This window comes from Gimesia maris (assembly GCF_008298035.1).
GTDB lineage: Bacteria > Planctomycetota > Planctomycetia > Planctomycetales > Planctomycetaceae > Gimesia > Gimesia maris.
This window is the reverse complement of the sequence record NZ_CP042910.1, coordinates 3890041-3908303: the sequence shown is the minus strand read 5'-3', so window position 1 is coordinate 3908303 and position 18263 is coordinate 3890041. Positions and strand designations below refer to the sequence as shown.

Annotated in this window: 16 protein-coding genes; 11 read left to right on the top strand and 5 right to left on the bottom strand. The window is 48.9% G+C overall.

The window, feature by feature from the left end; translation table 11 throughout:
- Positions 1 to 69: 69 nt before the first annotated feature.
- Positions 70 to 1077 (top strand): EF-P beta-lysylation protein EpmB, encoded by a 1008-nt coding sequence (epmB, locus tag GmarT_RS14515; RefSeq protein WP_002649655.1) that lies wholly within the window; start codon positions 70 to 72, stop codon positions 1075 to 1077.
- Here epmB and murD read toward each other — a convergent pair.
- On the bottom strand, positions 1074 to 2495 hold the full coding sequence (murD, locus tag GmarT_RS14510; RefSeq protein WP_149302901.1) for a UDP-N-acetylmuramoyl-L-alanine--D-glutamate ligase: 1422 nt from the start codon (positions 2493 to 2495) through the stop codon (positions 1074 to 1076). The two genes, epmB and murD, sit on opposite strands and share 4 nt — an antisense overlap.
- A 171-nt stretch (positions 2496 to 2666) precedes the next feature.
- Here murD and GmarT_RS14505 point away from each other — a divergent pair, with 171 nt between their 5' ends.
- Positions 2667 to 4634, top strand: coding sequence for a sodium:solute symporter family protein (locus GmarT_RS14505; RefSeq protein WP_149302899.1), 1968 nt, complete (start codon positions 2667 to 2669; stop codon positions 4632 to 4634).
- Between the two features lie 119 nt (positions 4635 to 4753).
- On the opposite strand, the gene GmarT_RS14500 is transcribed toward GmarT_RS14505, so the two are convergent.
- Positions 4754 to 5218, bottom strand: coding sequence for a hypothetical protein (locus tag GmarT_RS14500; protein WP_149302897.1), 465 nt, complete (start codon positions 5216 to 5218; stop codon positions 4754 to 4756).
- 560 nt (positions 5219 to 5778) lie between these two features.
- On the opposite strand from GmarT_RS14500, the gene GmarT_RS14495 reads away from it, so the two are divergent.
- The 4 genes from GmarT_RS14495 to GmarT_RS14480 all read left to right on the top strand — a co-directional run bounded on the left by GmarT_RS14495 (position 5779) and on the right by GmarT_RS14480 (position 11190).
- Positions 5779 to 6894 (top strand): hypothetical protein, encoded by a 1116-nt coding sequence (locus tag GmarT_RS14495; protein ID WP_044237922.1) that lies wholly within the window; start codon positions 5779 to 5781, stop codon positions 6892 to 6894.
- 72 nt (positions 6895 to 6966) lie between these two features.
- The gene (locus GmarT_RS14490; protein WP_002646544.1) at positions 6967 to 7926 is read left to right on the top strand and encodes a S1C family serine protease; all 960 of its coding nucleotides are present in this window, start codon (positions 6967 to 6969) and stop codon (positions 7924 to 7926) included.
- 240 nt (positions 7927 to 8166) lie between these two features.
- Complete coding sequence (locus GmarT_RS14485) at positions 8167 to 9918, top strand: hypothetical protein (RefSeq protein ID WP_149302895.1); 1752 nt, start codon at positions 8167 to 8169, stop codon at positions 9916 to 9918.
- Positions 9919 to 10104: 186 nt separating this feature from the next.
- On the top strand, positions 10105 to 11190 hold the full coding sequence (locus tag GmarT_RS14480; protein WP_002646547.1) for an EF-hand domain-containing protein: 1086 nt from the start codon (positions 10105 to 10107) through the stop codon (positions 11188 to 11190).
- An 86-nt stretch (positions 11191 to 11276) separates the two neighbouring features.
- Here the strand turns inward: GmarT_RS14480 and GmarT_RS14475 are convergent, their stop codons facing one another.
- The 3 genes from GmarT_RS14475 to GmarT_RS30395 are packed head-to-tail and all read right to left on the bottom strand — an operon-like array spanning position 11277 to position 13281.
- Positions 11277 to 11954 (bottom strand): class I SAM-dependent methyltransferase, encoded by a 678-nt coding sequence (locus GmarT_RS14475; protein ID WP_002646548.1) that lies wholly within the window; start codon positions 11952 to 11954, stop codon positions 11277 to 11279.
- Positions 11955 to 11997: 43 nt separating this feature from the next.
- Positions 11998 to 12951 (bottom strand): aminotransferase class IV, encoded by a 954-nt coding sequence (locus GmarT_RS14470; RefSeq protein ID WP_002646549.1) that lies wholly within the window; start codon positions 12949 to 12951, stop codon positions 11998 to 12000.
- Positions 12952 to 12999: 48 nt separating this feature from the next.
- The gene (locus tag GmarT_RS30395) at positions 13000 to 13281 is read right to left on the bottom strand and encodes a phospholipase A2 family protein (RefSeq protein ID WP_369010750.1); all 282 of its coding nucleotides are present in this window, start codon (positions 13279 to 13281) and stop codon (positions 13000 to 13002) included.
- A 494-nt stretch (positions 13282 to 13775) separates the two neighbouring features.
- Between GmarT_RS30395 and GmarT_RS14460 the strand changes: the two genes are divergently transcribed.
- The 5 genes from GmarT_RS14460 to GmarT_RS14440 all read left to right on the top strand — a co-directional run bounded on the left by GmarT_RS14460 (position 13776) and on the right by GmarT_RS14440 (position 18122).
- Positions 13776 to 14696, top strand: coding sequence for an NAD(P)-dependent oxidoreductase (locus tag GmarT_RS14460; protein WP_002646551.1), 921 nt, complete (start codon positions 13776 to 13778; stop codon positions 14694 to 14696).
- Between the two features lie 88 nt (positions 14697 to 14784).
- Positions 14785 to 15672 (top strand): 4-hydroxy-tetrahydrodipicolinate synthase, encoded by an 888-nt coding sequence (dapA, locus tag GmarT_RS14455; protein WP_002646552.1) that lies wholly within the window; start codon positions 14785 to 14787, stop codon positions 15670 to 15672.
- A gap of 100 nt (positions 15673 to 15772) precedes the next feature.
- Positions 15773 to 17077, top strand: coding sequence for an ATPase, T2SS/T4P/T4SS family (locus GmarT_RS14450; RefSeq protein ID WP_002646553.1), 1305 nt, complete (start codon positions 15773 to 15775; stop codon positions 17075 to 17077).
- 178 nt (positions 17078 to 17255) lie between these two features.
- Positions 17256 to 17504, top strand: coding sequence for a hypothetical protein (locus GmarT_RS14445; protein WP_149302891.1), 249 nt, complete (start codon positions 17256 to 17258; stop codon positions 17502 to 17504).
- Between the two features lie 432 nt (positions 17505 to 17936).
- Positions 17937 to 18122, top strand: a complete 186-nt coding sequence (locus GmarT_RS14440; protein WP_230682492.1) for a hypothetical protein — start codon at positions 17937 to 17939, stop codon at positions 18120 to 18122.
- Positions 18123 to 18263 lie beyond the last annotated feature (141 nt).

Genomic DNA, 18263 nt, shown 5'->3' with positions numbered 1-18263 from the left:
TCTGCTCCCTGATCATACAACGTCCTTCTCCGGAATCATGAGCTAACTTACTGGATTACACACTCTATAATGGCAACATCACTTTCAGAAACGACCTGGCAGAAATCGCTTGCCCAGGCAATCCGTGATCCTCAGGAACTCATTTCCCGACTGAATCTGCCTCAGGACTTGCTGGAACCAGCCCGGAGAAGTGCCCATTTGTTCCCACTCATGGTTCCAGTGAGTTATCTGAATCGAATAGAACCCGGCAGTCTCGACGATCCGCTCCTGAAACAAATCCTGCCCGTCGAACTGGAAAACGCAGATATTCCAGGGTTTGAGACAGATGCGGTTGGCGATTTAAATGTGCGAGCCACACCGGGAATCCTGCAGAAATATCATGGCAGGGCATTATTGATGGTCAGTGGAGCCTGTGCGATCCACTGTCGCTATTGTTTCCGCAGGCATTATCCTTATGGCGATGAACCCCGCACATTAGCAGATTGGGAACCCGTCTGGCAGTCGCTGCAGGCGGATTCCACTGTTCAGGAGATCATTTTGAGCGGCGGAGATCCACTCTTACTCACAGATCTCCGCCTGAATGATCTCTGCGAAAGAATCGCTGCGATTCCTCACGTAAAGCGACTCCGGATTCACAGCCGTCTGCCTGTGGTACTACCCGATCGAATCCACGCTGGTTTGCTGGAAATGCTACACGGTCTGACGGAGCAGGGCACCATGCCCTGGATGGTGATTCACATAAATCATCCCAATGAAATTGCGCCTGATGTCGAACTTGCGATCAAGCAGATGCTCCAGGCAGGTATCCCGGTTCTGAATCAGTCCGTTTTACTCAAAGGGATTAATGATACCGCAGAGACGTTGATTGAATTATCAGAAAAACTGGTCAACCTGGGGGTCATTCCTTATTACCTGCATCAGTTGGATCGTGTGACCGGTGCAGCACATTTTGAAGTCCCCCAAGCACAGGGGCGGAAGCTGATTGAAGAACTTCGCACCCGCCTGCCAGGTTATGCAGTTCCCCAGTACGTCCGGGAGATCCCCGGAGAACCACATAAAACGTCGCTGTTGGGTTAGTCTGCCCCGTCTTTTTCAGACAACTGCTGAAAAAGGGTTCGAAAACGCTCCCCCCGTGCGACGAAGCTGGAAAACCAGTCATAGCTGGCACACCCCGGTGAGAGTAAGATCACATCTCCTGGTGAAGATTGTTGAAACGCCCAGCGAAATGCGTTTTCAAAAGAGGTGTGAGGTTGGGAAATCACTGCCCCATACTTTTGATCTGAACCCTGCGGTTCCGACAGGGAATCAAACATCAGTTTACCGGTTTGTCCCATCAAAGCCGTGGCTTTGGTTTGACTTCGAAATCGATGCGCAAATTCCGAAAGGTCCACCTGTTTATCAGAGCCTCCCGCCAGCAGGATCACCGGAGTCTCCTGGAAAGCATCCAATGCACAGATGGCAGATTCCGGGGTCGTCGCCAGGGAATCATTGTAAAACTTGCGCTGCTGATATTCGCCCACGAATTCCAGGCGATGCGGTAATCCCCTGAAAGACTCGAGTCCCAGTTTTAATTCAGGGACAGCAATACCTGCAGCCCGACATGCCAGTATTGCTGCTGCTGCATTGCAACGATTATGTGCGCCGGGAACATGCAACTCGGGGGTTAGTATTTCGCTCTGATCTTTCAAGAGAAACCGATTCTGATCGACCAGCAAATCAGGGGAAAGGTCAGAGTGCGTGCCGAAAGTGAGGATGCTTCCTGCGGTTCGCCAGGTTTGTAATTCCGGATCATCCTGGTTGAGAACTGCCACATCAGATTCCGTCTGCCAGCGCAGAATCGTCTGCTTGGATTGACGGTAATGTTCCAGATTCTGATGCCAGTCGAGGTGATTGGGACTGAAATTGGTGACGACTGCGATCTGCGGGCTGGCTTGAATTCGGTTCAGTGCCTCCAGTTGAAAACTGCTTAATTCCAGAACCACCCAGTCCTCGGACTGAATCTGATCCAGTTCAGGTAACAGACTGATGCCTATATTCCCTCCCAACCAGCAGCGGTGACCGGCTGCTTTCAGGATACTGTGGATCATGGCGGTCGTCGTCGATTTTCCATTGCTCCCGGTAACCCCGATGACGCGTCCCGGATTGAGTTGCCAGAACAACTCAATCTCACTGGTAATCGGAATCTGTTGTAGAGCGGCGTTTCTTAACAGGCCATGATCGGGTGGGATCGCCGGGTTTGCAACCAGTAACTGCGTAGTGGGCAGTTCAGCGGATTGGTCTCCCAGTTGAAATATTACATCAGAACAGTTTTCCAGTTGCCTCAATGACTCCTGTAGTGCCTCTGCCGATTTGGCGTCGATGACGGTAACCCGCGCACCGCGTTCAGTCAGAAAGCGGACGGTTGCCACGCCTCCTCCAAATTTCCCGAGTCCCAGGACAGTGACATCCTTCCCGGCCAGGTCATTGTTCTGAATGAAATAGGGCAAAATGCTCATGTAAAGTCGTTATGCTCTTATTACTGGTCGGAAAGAACGATGCTGAAAAGTCGTCGAAGGTATCATGGGAAATCACTCAGGCATCAGTAGGTTTGCATATTTGATGAATCCGCGGTAGTCTGATTTCGAAACAAAAGTTACAAATCAACCATTCAAATTGAGGGTCAGCCAATGCTGTTTGCTGCTGAAAAGAATACCTGGTTGGGACTGCACACAGCCGACTGGATCATACTGGCTCTGTACTTTGTTGTCATTCTCGCCATTGGTCTCTGGTCTGTTAAAAAAGTCAAAGACATGGCAGACTTCTTCATGGGGGGCCGTCGATTCGGTAAAGTCTTCATGATGTTCTTCGCCTTCGGCTCGGGAACGAGCAGCGAGCAGGCTATCAGCGTTGTCGCTGGTACCTGGCGGGCAGGATTGGCGGGCATCTGGTGGCAGTTTCTCTGGTTATGGGCCACTCCATTTTACTGGATTGTTGCGCCACTCATGCGCCGCATGCGTGCCCTGACGACAGCCGATTTCTTTGAGACCCGCTTCAACGGGCCGACAGCCGTCATGTATTCATTTTACGGGATTGCCATCTCGATTACCTTTATCGCCGGCGGTCTGTTTGGTACGGGAAAGATGGTCGATGCATTAACTGGTAATGAACTGGATCGGCTTTCCGTTGAAGTGAATATCATGGTTCCAGCAGCAGAATGGGATACCACTGAAAAGACATTTCATATCACAGAGCGCCGATTGCAGGGGTATGAATTCGCGATTCTGGCCGTGACGGTCATGTTCGTTATATATGGGATGGCAGGGGGGCTGGGCGCCGCCATCATCACCGACTTTATTCAGGGAATCCTGACGATTATCTTTTCATTCCTGCTACTGCCGTTCGTGTTTTACGAGATAGGCGGGTTTGGAATGCTCCACGAGCAAAGTGATCTCAAAAAAGGAATGCTGGATCTGACCGTCAGCCCGGAACTGGCTGCCACGATGGGAGAACCGATTACCCCGTTTTACGTCTGCATGCTGTCCATCACTGCGCTGGCCGGCATCGTGATTCAGCCGCATATCATGGGGGTCTGTGGAGCGGGGAAGACCGAATACGAAGGCCGCTTTGGTTTCACCGTCGGTAATTTTCTGAAACGATTCTGTACTGTCGCCTGGACGTTTACCGGCCTGGCCTGCATTGTCTGGTATATGGGCGATAACAGTCCGCTGAAAACATCAGCGGATCCGGCGGATCAGGCAATTTACCAGTCATTACTGGTTCGCGCCAGTCCTGAATATGATCAGCTTTCAGACGAGGAAAAAGCAAAAGTTGAGACGACAGACAAGAATTTCGCAGACAAACTGTTTGGTATGGCGGCACATGATATTCTGCCACGCATTGCACCTGGTCTGGTTGGACTGCTGCTGGCATCCCTGCTTGCGGCCGTCATGAGTACCAGTGATGCCCAGATGATTATTTCCAGTGGCTTATTCACGGAAAATATCTACCGAAAATGCATCGCCAAAAACAAGTCGCAACGGCATTATCTCTGGGTCGGACGGCTGGCAGGCCTGGTGATTGTGATCCTGGCACTGATTCTTCAGACCACGTTCACAGACATTATCGACGCTTTAAAAACCATTGTGAAAACTCCCGCCTGCATCGGGATCAGCCTCTGGTTTGGAATCATCTGGCGTCGCTGGAATGTCATCTCCGTCTGGGTCTCGACGATTACGGGAATCGTGGTCTGGAGCGTTGTCGCGTTTCATGCGGACTCATTATATAACTCGGGCCTGTTGCCTGAGAGCATGTTCAAATCGGCGACGGAAATGAAAGATGTCTGGCAGATGTTCAGTTTCATGAGCCTGGCGATACTGAGTGGCATTCTTGTGAGTTTCCTGACGCCACGACAGCCACAGCAGAAACTGGACCATTTCTTCAGGCTGATGCATACCCCGGTGAAGCTCAATGAAGTGATCGATGCCCCCTGTACGCTGCCAGCAGAGCCGGAACCCATGGGGCGAAAATTGTTCCCCAACTCGAAGGATATTGAAATCCCTTATCCCACATTTCAGGATCTGGCCGGATTTGCACTGGCATGGGGTGCGGTGGCTGCAATCATCTTCCTGACACAATTCCTGGCCAAAGTCGCCTGACCCTTATGCTGCTTGTGCCAAAACAGAGAGAGGCCATCCCAAAGCTGCGTAAAAAAACAGCCGAAAACATAACTGTTTCCGGCTGTTAATTATTGTGATGAAGCTACTACTCTATCTTCTTAGCTACGGTAAGTCACAGTGACTTTTCCACGGTGGGATTCAACGACCACGCTGTATTTTCCGTAATCAAAAACTTTGCGTCGACCATCTTTAGTGCAGCGAACGCATTCGCAGGCACAAGTGGGAGCACAAATTTCCACAGCCACACATCCTGGTTCGCAACAGCTGTGTTTGGGTGCACATGGATCAACAATCAATACAAGTTTCGGATTCGAACAGGGAGCGATGTTGCGAGGACGTTTGTATTTGACACAGTCAAATACAGGAATCTCTTGTGAAGCAACATGCCGCTCATACGGTTGAGGTGCCAACTCAGGCATTGGTACAGGACTCACTGCTGGCGGTACTGCAGTAGTCTGGCTCAGCAACTGCCCCTGTCCCAGATTAAATGCGGGACCCTGAGCTTGAGCGGTTGAAACGGTCAAGGCAATCATACCTAAAGTGTAACAAACAATCTTGTTCATCTCTGAATACTCCTTTTGCTACCTTGGTGAACTCCATTAAGGCAGCTGATTGATAAAAATCAATTTTTGTTTTCCCCCGACAGCGTGCTTGTTGGCATTCTCCAGAATGTAAGTAATCAAGCAGGTGAATAGTCAGTTCGTTTTCGCGGTTGTCCACCACTCAAATTATACTCTACTGTCAACACGAGTCGCCAATTAATCAGTAAAGCAGGTGAAAAACCGGTATCAGTTACGTACCTGATAATGGTCAGAGATAATAAGTGGAGTTTGAGATGACAAGGGTTGATCGATAATTTTTTGCGTAATCAACCAAACGGCCCTCTTTTTACTTATCGGAATAATTTTACAGCCAGTCAGATTATATCTATATCCCGTTTGAAACAGACTGGTTTCGATTTGCGGTAGACACATGGGATATATGAAAAGGATCGATTCTGACTTATGAAACCTGTACAGATTGAAAGAAGATTTTTACAATCCCTCAGAGATGCAGTTGCAAGCCGTGCTTAGATATCACATAATCTAATTGGTTTAATTTCAAGGACTTGAGGGAGACATTCATGAACAGACCGGCCTTCCGGTGGTACGGGAAACCGTTCTATTACACGCTTGCATTGATGTATGGCACACTGTCATCCGCTATTTTCACTGGATGTGGAGGAAGTGAACCTGCACCTGCACCTGCCACAACACAGCCAGCTCCCCAACCCGTAACTCCTGCACCTGCTGCGCCCCCTCCGCAGGTAGCGCAGAACACACAGACTACATCAGTTAAAAAAACAGAACAGCAGGATGATGGCCGTAAAATGATCGATGGCATCCCCTACGATGTCTGGTTTGATAATCCTCTGGCTGTCGCAGGGAACCAGCAGTCAGTCACCCCGGTCGCGCTGCCAGGGAACACTGTCGCAGCAACTCCGACGAATCCCGCTCCTGCAACGGAAATGAAAACAGCTGATACTCCTGCTGCCGCATCAGGTGGAGCCGACTGGAAAACCATCATTCCCATGCCGGTTCTGGATTCGCTGGTCAAGGATATTCGAAATCGTCTGACCAAGAATATGCAGTCTGTCGGAACTTATAATACGACTTATCTGGAACTGCCCACGTTTACTTCTACTCTGGCAACACTTGCCGGAATCGCATCAGAGCATCCGGACGAGATTGGCTGGAAAAAAAATGCGAAATACCTGCGTGATCTGTCAGCAGGGATTTCGTCGAAGCAGTTAATGCGTGGTGCCAAATCATACCGGGAAATCCAGATTCCATACGAGCAGATGATTGTAATTATGAATGGCAGTCTGCCCGCTGGGGTTCCCGATTCCAAAGATAAAATACCATTCAGTGATGTCGCCTCGATGGGGGACCTGATGAAGCGGATTGATATTGCTTCCAAGTGGCTGAAGTCCAATGTTGGCAATGCAGATGCTTTAAAATCGGAAAAAGAGAAAGTCATTGAAGAAGCACATTTACTGGCAGCCATTGCCAAAGTCATCACGACGGAAGGTTATGGATATGTCGACGACAACGGGTTTCTGGGACATGCAAATCCTATGCAGGAGGCCAGCCTGCAGATGGTCCAGGCAGCGAAAGACGATAACTTTCCTGAATTTGACAAGGGGTTAACCCGTGTCTACAAAGCCTGCACTGAATGCCACAGCGAATATAAAGAATAGTATTTCCAGAAATCAACGCCTGCGCCAGACATCAAATACCAGCCCCCCACAGTGAGAGAGGAAATCGACGGAATGATTCGCAATTTATGGCACCTCGGACTACTGCTTTGCTTTTTATTGACCGTTCCTGGCTTTATCAGTCCTGCCCAGGCAGATTGGATTGAACTGGTCAGTGGTCATAAAATTGAAGGCGATGTACTCAAGCAGAGTAACGATCATCTTCTGGTTGATATCGGGTTTGAAGTACTGAGGATTCCCCTGGAACAGATCCGGTCTCGCAGTAAATCGGAAAAAACGGCTGATGGTAAAATACCTGTATCCAAGAGTAAGGACAAAATTTACTCCGTAGCCGAACTGCCGATCAAGAGTATTAAGGAACTGGCCCGGCTTTATGGAGAAGCCGTGACTCTCGTGCAGACCCCCAGTGGTCTCGGGTCCGGTTTTATTATCAACGACAGAGGGTACTGTGTCACCAATTATCACGTCGTTGAGAAAGAAACCCGGATTGCCGTTACCATTTTTCATCGTACAGCCAACGGTGAGTTCCAGAGACGCCAGATCAAGGATGTCGAAATCATCGCTTTAAATCCGTTTTTTGATCTGGCACTGCTTCGCATTCCGCAACAGAAAGATTTCGCATTTCGAACCGTCTATCTCGCAGAAAATGATCAGCAGCGGGAAGGAGAGGAAGTCTTTGCCATCGGTAATCCGCTAGGTCTGGAACGATCCGTTTCCCGTGGGATCGTCAGCACACGCAATCGTAACATGCAGGGAATTGTCTATATTCAGACGACAACTCAAATCAACCCTGGTAACAGTGGCGGCCCCCTGTTTAATTCCCGAGGTGAAGTCATCGGCGTCACGAATATGAAGCTGATTCTGGGTGAAGGACTGGGGTTTGCGATTCCCATCACCTACGTCAAACATTTTCTTGATAACCGCGATGCATTTGCTTTCGATAAAACCAGCCCGAATACAGGGTATCGCTATTTTGATGCACCGCGCAGAAAAACAGCCGTTTCCGAAAAGTAAATCAAAATTATTGCAACCCGCGTCCGAGTTTCATGGTATTCCCCACAGAGCGGTTCTTGAAATCGTTTTTTGCCTCTGACCAGGTTGGAACTCAGGTTGGGGTTGTCAGAAAAAGAAGAATTGCTACAAATAAACAGTATAATTTTCGTCACGCGTAAAAGTATTAGACAGGGCCATAAAGTCGGATCTAGCGTGAGGTTCCCTTAAATCCCCTCTGGAAGAGAAAGAATGAAGGCTCCTATGAGAAAGCCACTTTTGTTACTTGCATTCATGTTCATGCAGGCGATGTTCCTGCAGACTGCCCAGGACAGTTTTGCGCAAGATCGTGTTTCTGCAGCACAGAGACTGCCTGAGGATTCACTGTTTTATTTTTCCATCCCTGACGTCGAAGTCATGGAAGAAAAGTGGGCACAGACTTCAATGGCTGAAATGATTCGTGATCCCGCTTTTGCAGGAATGCGTGAAGATCTGGTGAAACTGGTAGAGAAATATTCAAAACAGTTTGAAGACGAAACCAAACTGGGATTAAGCAATGTTCTGAGTATTCCCAGTGGCGAATTCTGCATCGCCTTCGTGAAAAGCAGCGAAGGTAAGTTTGGTGGACTGGCCTCGCTGGAGTATGGCGAGAGCGGTGAGACCCTGGAAAAGATTCTGGAAAAAACGGCTGACGCCATGGACAAGGAAGGAGCCCGTCGCTCGATTCGCAGTATTTCCGGCACAAAGATCGTGATTTTTTCCTTTGAAGCGGAAGATGCTGCTGACGAACCTGTCAAAGTTCCTCTCGCCAAGCAGTTTTCCTACTTCCTTAAAGACAAGACGATTGTCGTTTCGAATGATGATAAAATTCTGGAAGCCGTTCTGGCGAACTGGGATGGTCAGGACCAAAGATCTCTGGCTGCCAAAAAAGAGTACCAGTATATCCAGAGTAAGTGCACCGATCCGGGAGCACCGGCGGTCGCTAAATGGTACCTGAACCCGATTGGCGCATTACAGTCGATTCTGGGAGTAGCCAGCCGCGTCAATCCTCAAATTGGCATGGTCCAGGGTTTTCTGCCTGCGTTGGGAATTACCAACCTGAAGGCCGTCGGGGGAGCCAGTTTCATGGCGACCAAAGAATTCGATGCGATCTCAAAGACATTCACCTATGTCGAGATGCCAACCTCGGGTATTATCGATATGTTCAAATGCCCCGCCGTGGCGCAACAGCCCCCTGTCTGGGTTTCAGATAAAGTCTCATCCTACTACTCCATCAACTGGAGTATCATCGGAGCTTATGATTCGATTGAAACTCTGTTCGATGGCTTCCAGGGGCGTCCTGGTGCAATGTCTGCCTTAATCGATTCGATGGCTGACAATCCGGATGGCCCCAAAATCCACATCAAAAAAGACATTGTGGATAATCTTAGTGGGCGCATTCAGGTTGCGACCCAGATCGAAGAGGGCGAACAACTGGATCTGACAAAAATGACAGGTCAGTTCACTGTCGCATTGGGACTGAAGAATTCAGATGCCTTCCAGAAAATCATCGCCTCACTGACTGCCCGTGATGATTTCCCCGGCCAGGCACGTGAATTCCAGGGAACCACTCTGTATGAAATTCCCGGCGCGGTCATTAACTCTCCCACCTCAGCAGCCTTCTGCATCGCAGAAAACCAGCTGTTCATCTCAAACGATGTACAACAGATCGAAGGTGTGTTGAGAAAAGATCGCGGCGCAGGTTCTTTGATTAACGACGCCAACTACAAACTCATTGCCGAAAACTTCCCTGAAAAGACGTCCATGATCACCTACCAGAATGCAGATGCCCAGGTACATGCCGTCTATAACTTCATCAAGAAGAATGATTCAGGGATCGATATTGAAGGTATAGATCTGTCAAAACTGCCACCCTACAGTTTCTTTCAGAAGTATCTTCCCATTTCAGGCGGTTATACAGTTCCTGATGATCAGGGATTCTTTACCGCGACTTTTTCTGTCAAGAAGTCTCGGTAAGTTACTGAATTCGACAAATTCTTAACAAAAACCCGGCGAGCCAGCTCGCCGGGTTTTTTTATTGATGGCATCGGTTTTTGAGAAAGCAGCAATACTTTTCAGACCGGTCCGAGTTAAATAAGTAGCAACGGACACTCAATGTTTAAGTCCGCGTCTGATCCCAGCATACCCATGAAAGGGGCTATAATGCAGAATTCTTTCTTTTCACTGGCGGCACTGGCAGTTCTGAGCCTCTCTGCCGGCAGCGTTTCAGCCGCTCTGGAACAGGATGAATCCGCGTCCCAGAATATTTTTCAACAACTCGACAAAAACTCAGATGGCACTGTGACAGCCGACGAGGTCCCCCAGGACAAAGAACGTTTTTTTGACCATCTCATTCGAACAGGCGACGAAAACAAAGATGGAAAACTCACGAAAACCGAGTTTGAATCAAGCCTGAAAAAAGAGGACCAGAAATTCCCTGCTGCAGGAGGTACTGACCAGCAGCGAAATCGACGTGGTATGCAGGAATTCATGAATCGCCTGGACCGTAACGGCGACAAAAAGATTTCACGTGACGAATTGCCGGAACCTCTTCGTGATCGCATGGAACCGCTTTTTAAACGAATGAATACAGACGAGATTCCCCTCGAAACCTTTCAGCGTATTGCCGGCATGAATCGCGGCAGACCCGTTGGTAACCGTGAAGAACGTCCTCGCGCTGGTGACGAAAAGATGGACCAGGAACGATACGAGCGTTTTTTCCAGTCTCTTGATACTAACAAAGACGGTAAATTGACCCTTGAAGAAGCTCCGGAAAGAGGGAAGCAGATCCTGAAGCAGATTTACAGACAGGCGGATAAAGGAGCTGACAGTTCGCTCTCAAAACAGGAATTCCTGGAAGCAATCAAAAAACAGCCACGCCCTGGCCGGAGACCCGGAGATCGTGACCGTGGCGCAGAAATGAAACGCCCTGAAATGAGTAATCGTCCTCAAGGCAGACGCGGTGACTATCAGGGAAGAATGCCTCAGCCTGCGTTCATGAAATCACTCGATACCAATCAGGACGGAAAACTGGATTCCAGTGAACTGGAGCAGATGAAAGATCTATTGAAAAAGCTGGACCGTAACGAAGATGGCTCGCTGGATCTGAGAGAATTGATGGGCGGAGACCGTGGTGGGTTTAATCCACGGGGCCGGGAACGGGACCGTATGAATCGTCCGCGTCGCCCCTCTACTGACTCACCGGAAAACAAACAGCCGGAAAGTGAATCGAAAAAACCAGCTGCCTAGACTGTGTCCAGATATACCCTGGCCTTTCCCGCGCCAGGGTTAAGTATGATGCGATCCAGGCACCGACTCGCGAGTTTCTCGTGAGCTTAAGTCTGATTTTGAGAGGCAGTTTGCTCGAGCTCGGGTGAACTGCCTTTTTCTTTCTGCAGATGTTGAACCCAGGCCGGAGGCAGGTTGCACCAGACCCAGCTTCGACGAACCCGGAATTGACGTGTATAGTCGCCCATGATCTGATCAATCTCACGAATTCGCAAATTCTCATCCCCCCGGGAAACAACTTTCCGGACAGGGCGAACATACATATATTCAAAATAGGACAGCACGCCTCCCGGTTTCAGCAGGCGAAAATAGGCTTTAAATATATCGCTGACCAGTTCTGTCGGGAAATTATTTAAAGGCAAACCGGAGACAATATAATCGTATTCCTCAGCAGCGCCATAATCCTGTAAGGGACAATTATGGATCGCTGTCTGATGTTTGATTTCCTGGAAGCCTCGTTCGGTATCGAAGCGCTTATGCAGGATCTCAACAAACTTATCATTCAATTCAACCAGATCGAGTTGATCGCCAGGGCGAATCTGTTTGACGATCTGTCGGGTGACGGCACCGGTACCAGGACCAATTTCCAGAACTTTCTTGGGCCCCTGATGCTGCTTCATCGGCCCTGCCATATTCGCAGCCAGAAAACGGCTACTGGGAGCGATTGCACCTGTGGTTTCGAAGGTAGTCCGAAACTGACGAAAGAATTCCAGATAATGTGACAAGACAATAATTCCTGATCGATGCGCTATATGATGAGTTTGAATTTCAACCTGACGTCGATAAACAGGCCTGACGACGCGCGGCGCCGATTTCCTGTGCCTGCTGTAAAATATCAACTCCCACCGTCTGGCTCCAGGCAGCAATCAGTTTCTGGAAGACTGGACCGGGACTTCCCTGTGACATCTGGTGATCCTCAAAACGCGTGACAGGCATCAGACAGTATGCTGTCGAGGACGTCAATGCTTCGTCTGCTTCGAGTATCATATTGGGAGAAATATCTGTTTCCTGGTAGTCCAGTCCCAACTGTTTTGCCAGCCGAATGACCATTCTCTGACTGATTCCACCGAGAACATATTCCGGACGCGGAGAGTAAATCTGATTTCCCTGCACCAGAAAAAAGTTACCAATGGTTGTTTCTGCCACGTAGCCTGCCGGATCAAACAATAAAGCCGAAGCCTCAGGATTCTTCCGCCGCACCAGTTTGTCCGCGCGATACAGATGAATTCGGCTGCGTGATTTCACACCTGGATCAAAAATGGCAGTATTGAGAGGCTGAACTTCTGATCGCATCAGATGTTGTCCCCCAGCGTATTTACGGTCCCAGAGTTCAAATGCGAGTGGGAACGTGTGCACGCAAACGGTCGGTGTCTGACAGACTTCCTGTTCAGCCAGTCCCAGGTAAGGCAGATTGTGACCGGCTGTGATAAAGACGGTCAAACCCAGGTCATGCTGGCCTGGTAACAGGGCTGCATTCTTCTTTACCAGTGTTTCACAGATCTGTTTTAATTCGGAAGCAGAAACAGGAGATTCAATGCCGACATACTCCAGCGCCATAAACAGACGCTGCAGATGATCATCCAGCATAAACAACTTATGTTGAAACGTCCGCACCATCTCTGTGACTGACGCGCCATACACGATTCCCAGATCGGTTACTGCCAGCTTTGCTTCAGAGTCAGGAATGAAAACGCCATTCAAATACGCCTGGGCTTCGGACATGGAGAAAGATTCGTTCAGCAAGGAGAGAGGAAAACGCGTTAAAACTGATCAATATCCGTAATACACAACAGGATTCGAATAGACAGGATAAGGCATGGGAGGTGGATATGTCGCGGGATATTGCGAATTCAAATAAGGTCTCCTGCCAAATAATCGGACCTGTAAATACATGGTGTTGGCGAGCATGCGGCATCCCAGAGGAAAGACTGAACTGTCACACCTTCGATGTAGTTCATTGCGGAACTGTAAATCACAATACCGACGATTAATTCCGGGAACCTGGTAACAGCGGTCATGCTGAGTGCAACTGCCTCGAAAATCCGCGCCCATAAACCCCTGGGGAGTCAACATCTGTAACAGCGGGGCTCCATCTGGGCCGCAAGGAAATCCGTTCCCGCAGGTCTGCGCCTGCAATTCAGATCTTACTGAGCAAATGCAGGCAATACAGAACATCCACCACACTACGAATTTCAATTTCATGACATAACCTGAAGCCGCATCTGAAAATAAGTCAACCTGCACTTGGCACTGTTCAAAAGCGCGCACCAGATCGTTCGTTCGATTTTCCCTACTTGGCAATCCAATCGCAAGTTTCTTTTGCCCCGGTTGCCGAATTCCTGTCAGAAAAGAGGCTGCTGGCGTGATAGTTGACAAAAAAATGAACCAGTCGTATGACTTCTGAGTCTGACCTCGATATACTTCGAAGGAGAATGATTGGTCTAACTTGAGATATACCAATCATTTTTTTACGATTTCAATGGACGTAACTGCCTTGATGATTAAGTAATTCGACAAAACTGATTCAGATAAAAGGATTGAACAAGATGACGATACCAACCATTCAACCAGGTCAGACGAAAATTGGCTGGATTGGAACGGGAGTCATGGGAGCCAGTATGGTCGGGCACCTGATGGATGCTGGTTTTTCAGCGACTGTGTACAATCGCAGTAAATCCAAAGCGGACCCACTCATCAAAAAAGGAGCAAACTGGGCTGATTCCCCCAAAGCAGTTGCCGAAAATTCAGATGTCATCTTTTCGATCGTTGGCTTTCCTGCAGACGTCCGGGAAGTACTCCTCGGAGAGCAGGGGGCTCTGGCTGGCGCGGCAGCAGGTAAGATTCTGGTTGACATGACCACCAGTGACCCGTCTCTGGCGGTTGAAGTGGCGGAAGCAGCCCAGGCTCAGGGAGTCTATAGTGTCGACGCTCCGGTTTCCGGCGGAGATGTCGGCGCCAAAAACGGAACCTTGTCCATCATGATTGGTGGTGAAGAGGCCGTTGTAGATGCACTCAAGCCCTGCTGGGATGCCATGGGAAAAACGATCGTTTACCAGGGGGGACCGGGATCAGGACAGCACACCAAGATGGTGAATCAGATTCTGATTGCGACCAATATGATTGGGGTCTGTGAAGCGTTGCTGTACGGCTACAAGGCTGGACTGGATCTCCCCACGGTACTCGAATCCGTCGGCAGTGGGGCAGCCGGCAGCTGGTCGCTTTCGAACCTGGGACCAAGGATTATGGACAACAATTTTGATCCTGGTTTCTTTGTAGAGCACTTTATCAAAGATATGGGAATTGCTCTGGCAGAAGCCAAAGCGATGAACCTGAGTCTTCCCGGCCTGGCATTAGGACATCAGCTTTACCTGGCTGTCCAGGCACAAGGCCATGGACGTGACGGAACACATGCATTGCAACTCGCTCTGGCGTCATTGTCGAATGTTGACTGGGAACAGCGAGCATAGCAGCAACTCATACTCAACTGATTATAAAGAAAAACTGATCCGGCCTGTCTGTACTGGCTGGAAGATTTTGTATTAAGGTACTAAAAGCATGGCGAATCAAAGTGACCTGTTCGCAGGTCTTGCGGTAGCAATGATCACCCCGTTTGAGAATGGTGAAATCGATGAAACAGCGCTCCGCGCTCTGGTTGATTATCACGTGGAACAGGGAACCGACACATTGTGCCCTGTCGGGACAACTGGTGAATCACCAACACTTTCCCACGATGAACACAAACAGGTAATTTCAATTGTCTGCAATCAGGCTGCTGGCCGGATTAAAGTAATGGCGGGTACTGGATCGAACAGCACTCGTGAAGCGATCGAGCTGACAAAATACGCACAAGGAGCAGGCGTAGACGGTGCCCTGCATGTGGCCCCCTATTACAATAAGCCGACACAGGAAGGCTTCTTCCAGCACTATCAGGCAATTGCGGAATCGGTCGAGATTCCCATCGTCATCTACAATATTCCCGGACGGACAGCAAAAAATATTGAGCCGGAAACGATTATCCGACTGGCGGAAATCCCGAATATCGTTGCCGTCAAAGAATCCACCGGCTCCATGGATCAGGCATCGCACATCCTGTCTGCCTGTGATCTGGCCGTTCTATCAGGCGATGACAGCCTGACTCTGCCGTTGATGGCATTGGGTGGAAAAGGTGTGGTTTCAGTCGTAGGGAATATTGTTCCCGGCGATGTAAAAAGCATGCTGAACGCTTTCAATGCCGGAGATTTAGCACTCGCCCGTGAATGGCATTTCAAACTGTTTGCTCTATGTCGCAATCTGCTGGGACTGGCGACCAATCCCATTCCCATCAAAGCGGCGATGCAGTTACTGGGACGTGACAATGGCGAAGTTCGTCTGCCCATGACTCAGTTGGACAGCAGTTCCATGCAGGTTCTGGAAAAAACCCTGCAGGATTATGGTCTGCTCTAAGAATTGCACTAAACTAAACAGCATCAACAGTTGCTCCGGGTAAGAGACTCCAGGAACAATTTTCAATTAGGCACTTAACCTGTTTCAAGAGGTATCTCTGGTGATATTTGGCTTTGGAAAATCCCGGGAAGAGGAAGACGATGAACTGGAAGATGAAATTGAGCCGGTCTCGTTTCAAGGAGCCCTCAATGGTCAGCCGGCTAATCTGAAAGACAACGCACGACTGGTAAAAGCTGGCCTGATGCCCGCGAAAAATATCATTACCGATGCATTGGCATTGCGTTCAGAATATATACGATTTGAACCCAAGGGTGAGCGCTACCAGGTTCTGTTTTATGTTGACGGTGTCCCCAGTGCTGGCCCGAAACTTTCCAAGCAGCAGGGAATGGCTGTGGTGCAGGTCATTAAGCTGTTATCGGGATTAAATATCCAGGAACGCAAACGTCCCCAGACAGGGGGAGTCGCTGCGGAACTGGAAGAAGTTTCCTACCAGTTACGGGTGGCAACCGCACCAACACCGGGCGGCGAGCGTCTTTCCATCAAAGCCATCAACATGAAATATCCTCTGGATCGCGCAGATGATATTGGCATAACAGAAGAAGTGAAAGAAAAGATCCGGGAATTGAGCCAGGGACGCAACGGGTTGATCATGATCAGTGGTCCTCCCAATTCCGGAACCACCACAACGACAGTCGGCGTAGTTCGCTCAGTGGATGCTTACCAGTACACGATCTTTGCATTAGCCGACCCCGAACATAGGGAACTGAGTCATATTGCGACCCTGGACAAAAAAGAAGGGGACACATTTGATGATGAATTGCGCCGCATCATCCGAATGGAAGCGGATATCATTTATCTGAATCCCATTACGGATGAACAATATGTCGCCAGTATCCTGAATGTCGCTGACGAAATTACGATGATTGCGGAATTATCGGCTAAAGATGCAATCGCTGGAATTATCAAATACTGCAAACTGGCAGGCAGCCTGGAAAAAGGAGTGAATTCCCTTAAGGCTGTGATTGGTCACAAACTGATCAGAACCCTGTGTGATCAATGCAAAGAAGCCTTTCGCCCCAACCCGAAGCTCATTGAGAAAATGGGACTCCCTAAATCCACGAAAATGCTGTACCGCCCGCCACGCCAGACCGTGGATGAGGATGGAAATGAAATTGAGCCCTGTGAAAAGTGTGATGGCCTGGGATATTACGGTCGTACACTCCTGCTGGAAATGTATGATATGACTGATGAAATGAAACAGTTGATCATCAGTGGGGCCGAACCTGCGAAAATCAAAGCATTGGCCAAAAAACAGAAAATGCCCAACTTCCAGAAAGATGGCATCCGGCTGGTTGCGGAAGGTAAGGTTTCAATGGATGAATTGCAGCGCGCTTTCAAATCATAAATAGAAACGATATTTTCCCCAGCTGAATCGAAATCAGAGAGCGCAGTTGACATCAGGGGAAATGCGCAAAGTTTCGGGCTGGCCAGGCCGATAATATGTTACGCATCTCCTGAATCCTCCCTGATCATCTCATCGATTCTGTCTTTTAAGTTCGCTCTCCACTATCGCGAGGTCACCGATGATCACACGCCTTTCGATGCTTGTGCTGTTAGCTCTTCTTACAGGATTCATCGTTCTTTCTGTTACCACTTCAACTTCAGAACAACGCAGGGAAGTTCAACCAACGGCTTTAACTGAATTCTACAGCAGAGATGCAGTACAGTATTACCCTGCTGATGTTAATGGTGAGTTTGCTGACCAGCGCACTCTTCTGGAAGCATATAAAATAGAATCTGCTCGACGGTCTGCCCATTCTGAGCTGAAGTAATTCTGCTGTGCTTCAGGACCCAGATCTGACTTTCTGATAATCAATTGCGTGTGAAACCGGTGACGTTCAAACAGTGAAATTGAAAGCAGACCCCAGGCACAGTGTTCATACACTCACAATCCGCCACATCTATGCTCTGCAGACTTTCTTTATACAAAATCTTGTCCGATTAAACAGAATATACCGAAGATTCCGGTTTTACGTGTCGATAAAAGAGGTACACACGTTGTAGTTTTGTGTGGCCTTGCAATCACTTTACATCGAAGTGACTGGATTCAGTACATGGACGGACTGTTCCCAAGGTGTTCCCGGCTCCTGTCTTACCCTGTTTACACGTCTCCCCAACAGGTGCCATTTGACAACTTTATCATTCCGAGGAAAATCATGGTGATTCGCCAGCTAAAAAATTGGTCAAGTGTTGGAGTTCTGGGTTTGGCATTAATCGGATTAACCAGCACCGGTTGCCAATCCAGCATTGGTGGCCAGACATTGCCTTCAGCGTATTACCTGAATGACGATGTCCAGTTCTACCCGGCAGGACCTGAAGAACAGCTCTATAATCAGCGGGAAGTACTGGAGCAATATAAGCTGGAACGCAAACTCCAGCAGGATCAATAAATATTAAGTAAAAACACCAGCAGGCATGGTTTCGATCAGCCTGCTGTTTTTACCATCATCGACTCCAAACAGGGGGGACCCTTTCGCGTCTCAAGACAGTTCAATGCACTTAAATTATGAACTGTCAGCGAAAGGATATTA

Coding starts and splice junctions, on each gene's coding strand:
- epmB (WP_002649655.1), top strand. CDS start 70: ATGGCAACATCACTTTCAGAAACGACCTGGCAGAAATCGCTTGCCCAG.
- murD (WP_149302901.1), bottom strand. CDS start 2,495: ATGAGCATTTTGCCCTATTTCATTCAGAACAATGACCTGGCCGGGAAG.
- GmarT_RS14505 (WP_149302899.1), top strand. CDS start 2,667: ATGCTGTTTGCTGCTGAAAAGAATACCTGGTTGGGACTGCACACAGCC.
- GmarT_RS14500 (WP_149302897.1), bottom strand. CDS start 5,218: ATGAACAAGATTGTTTGTTACACTTTAGGTATGATTGCCTTGACCGTT.
- GmarT_RS14495 (WP_044237922.1), top strand. CDS start 5,779: ATGAACAGACCGGCCTTCCGGTGGTACGGGAAACCGTTCTATTACACG.
- GmarT_RS14490 (WP_002646544.1), top strand. CDS start 6,967: ATGATTCGCAATTTATGGCACCTCGGACTACTGCTTTGCTTTTTATTG.
- GmarT_RS14485 (WP_149302895.1), top strand. CDS start 8,167: ATGAGAAAGCCACTTTTGTTACTTGCATTCATGTTCATGCAGGCGATG.
- GmarT_RS14480 (WP_002646547.1), top strand. CDS start 10,105: ATGCAGAATTCTTTCTTTTCACTGGCGGCACTGGCAGTTCTGAGCCTC.
- GmarT_RS14470 (WP_002646549.1), bottom strand. CDS start 12,951: ATGTCCGAAGCCCAGGCGTATTTGAATGGCGTTTTCATTCCTGACTCT.
- GmarT_RS30395 (WP_369010750.1), bottom strand. CDS start 13,281: ATGGGCGCGGATTTTCGAGGCAGTTGCACTCAGCATGACCGCTGTTAC.
- GmarT_RS14460 (WP_002646551.1), top strand. CDS start 13,776: ATGACGATACCAACCATTCAACCAGGTCAGACGAAAATTGGCTGGATT.
- dapA (WP_002646552.1), top strand. CDS start 14,785: ATGGCGAATCAAAGTGACCTGTTCGCAGGTCTTGCGGTAGCAATGATC.
- GmarT_RS14445 (WP_149302891.1), top strand. CDS start 17,256: ATGATCACACGCCTTTCGATGCTTGTGCTGTTAGCTCTTCTTACAGGA.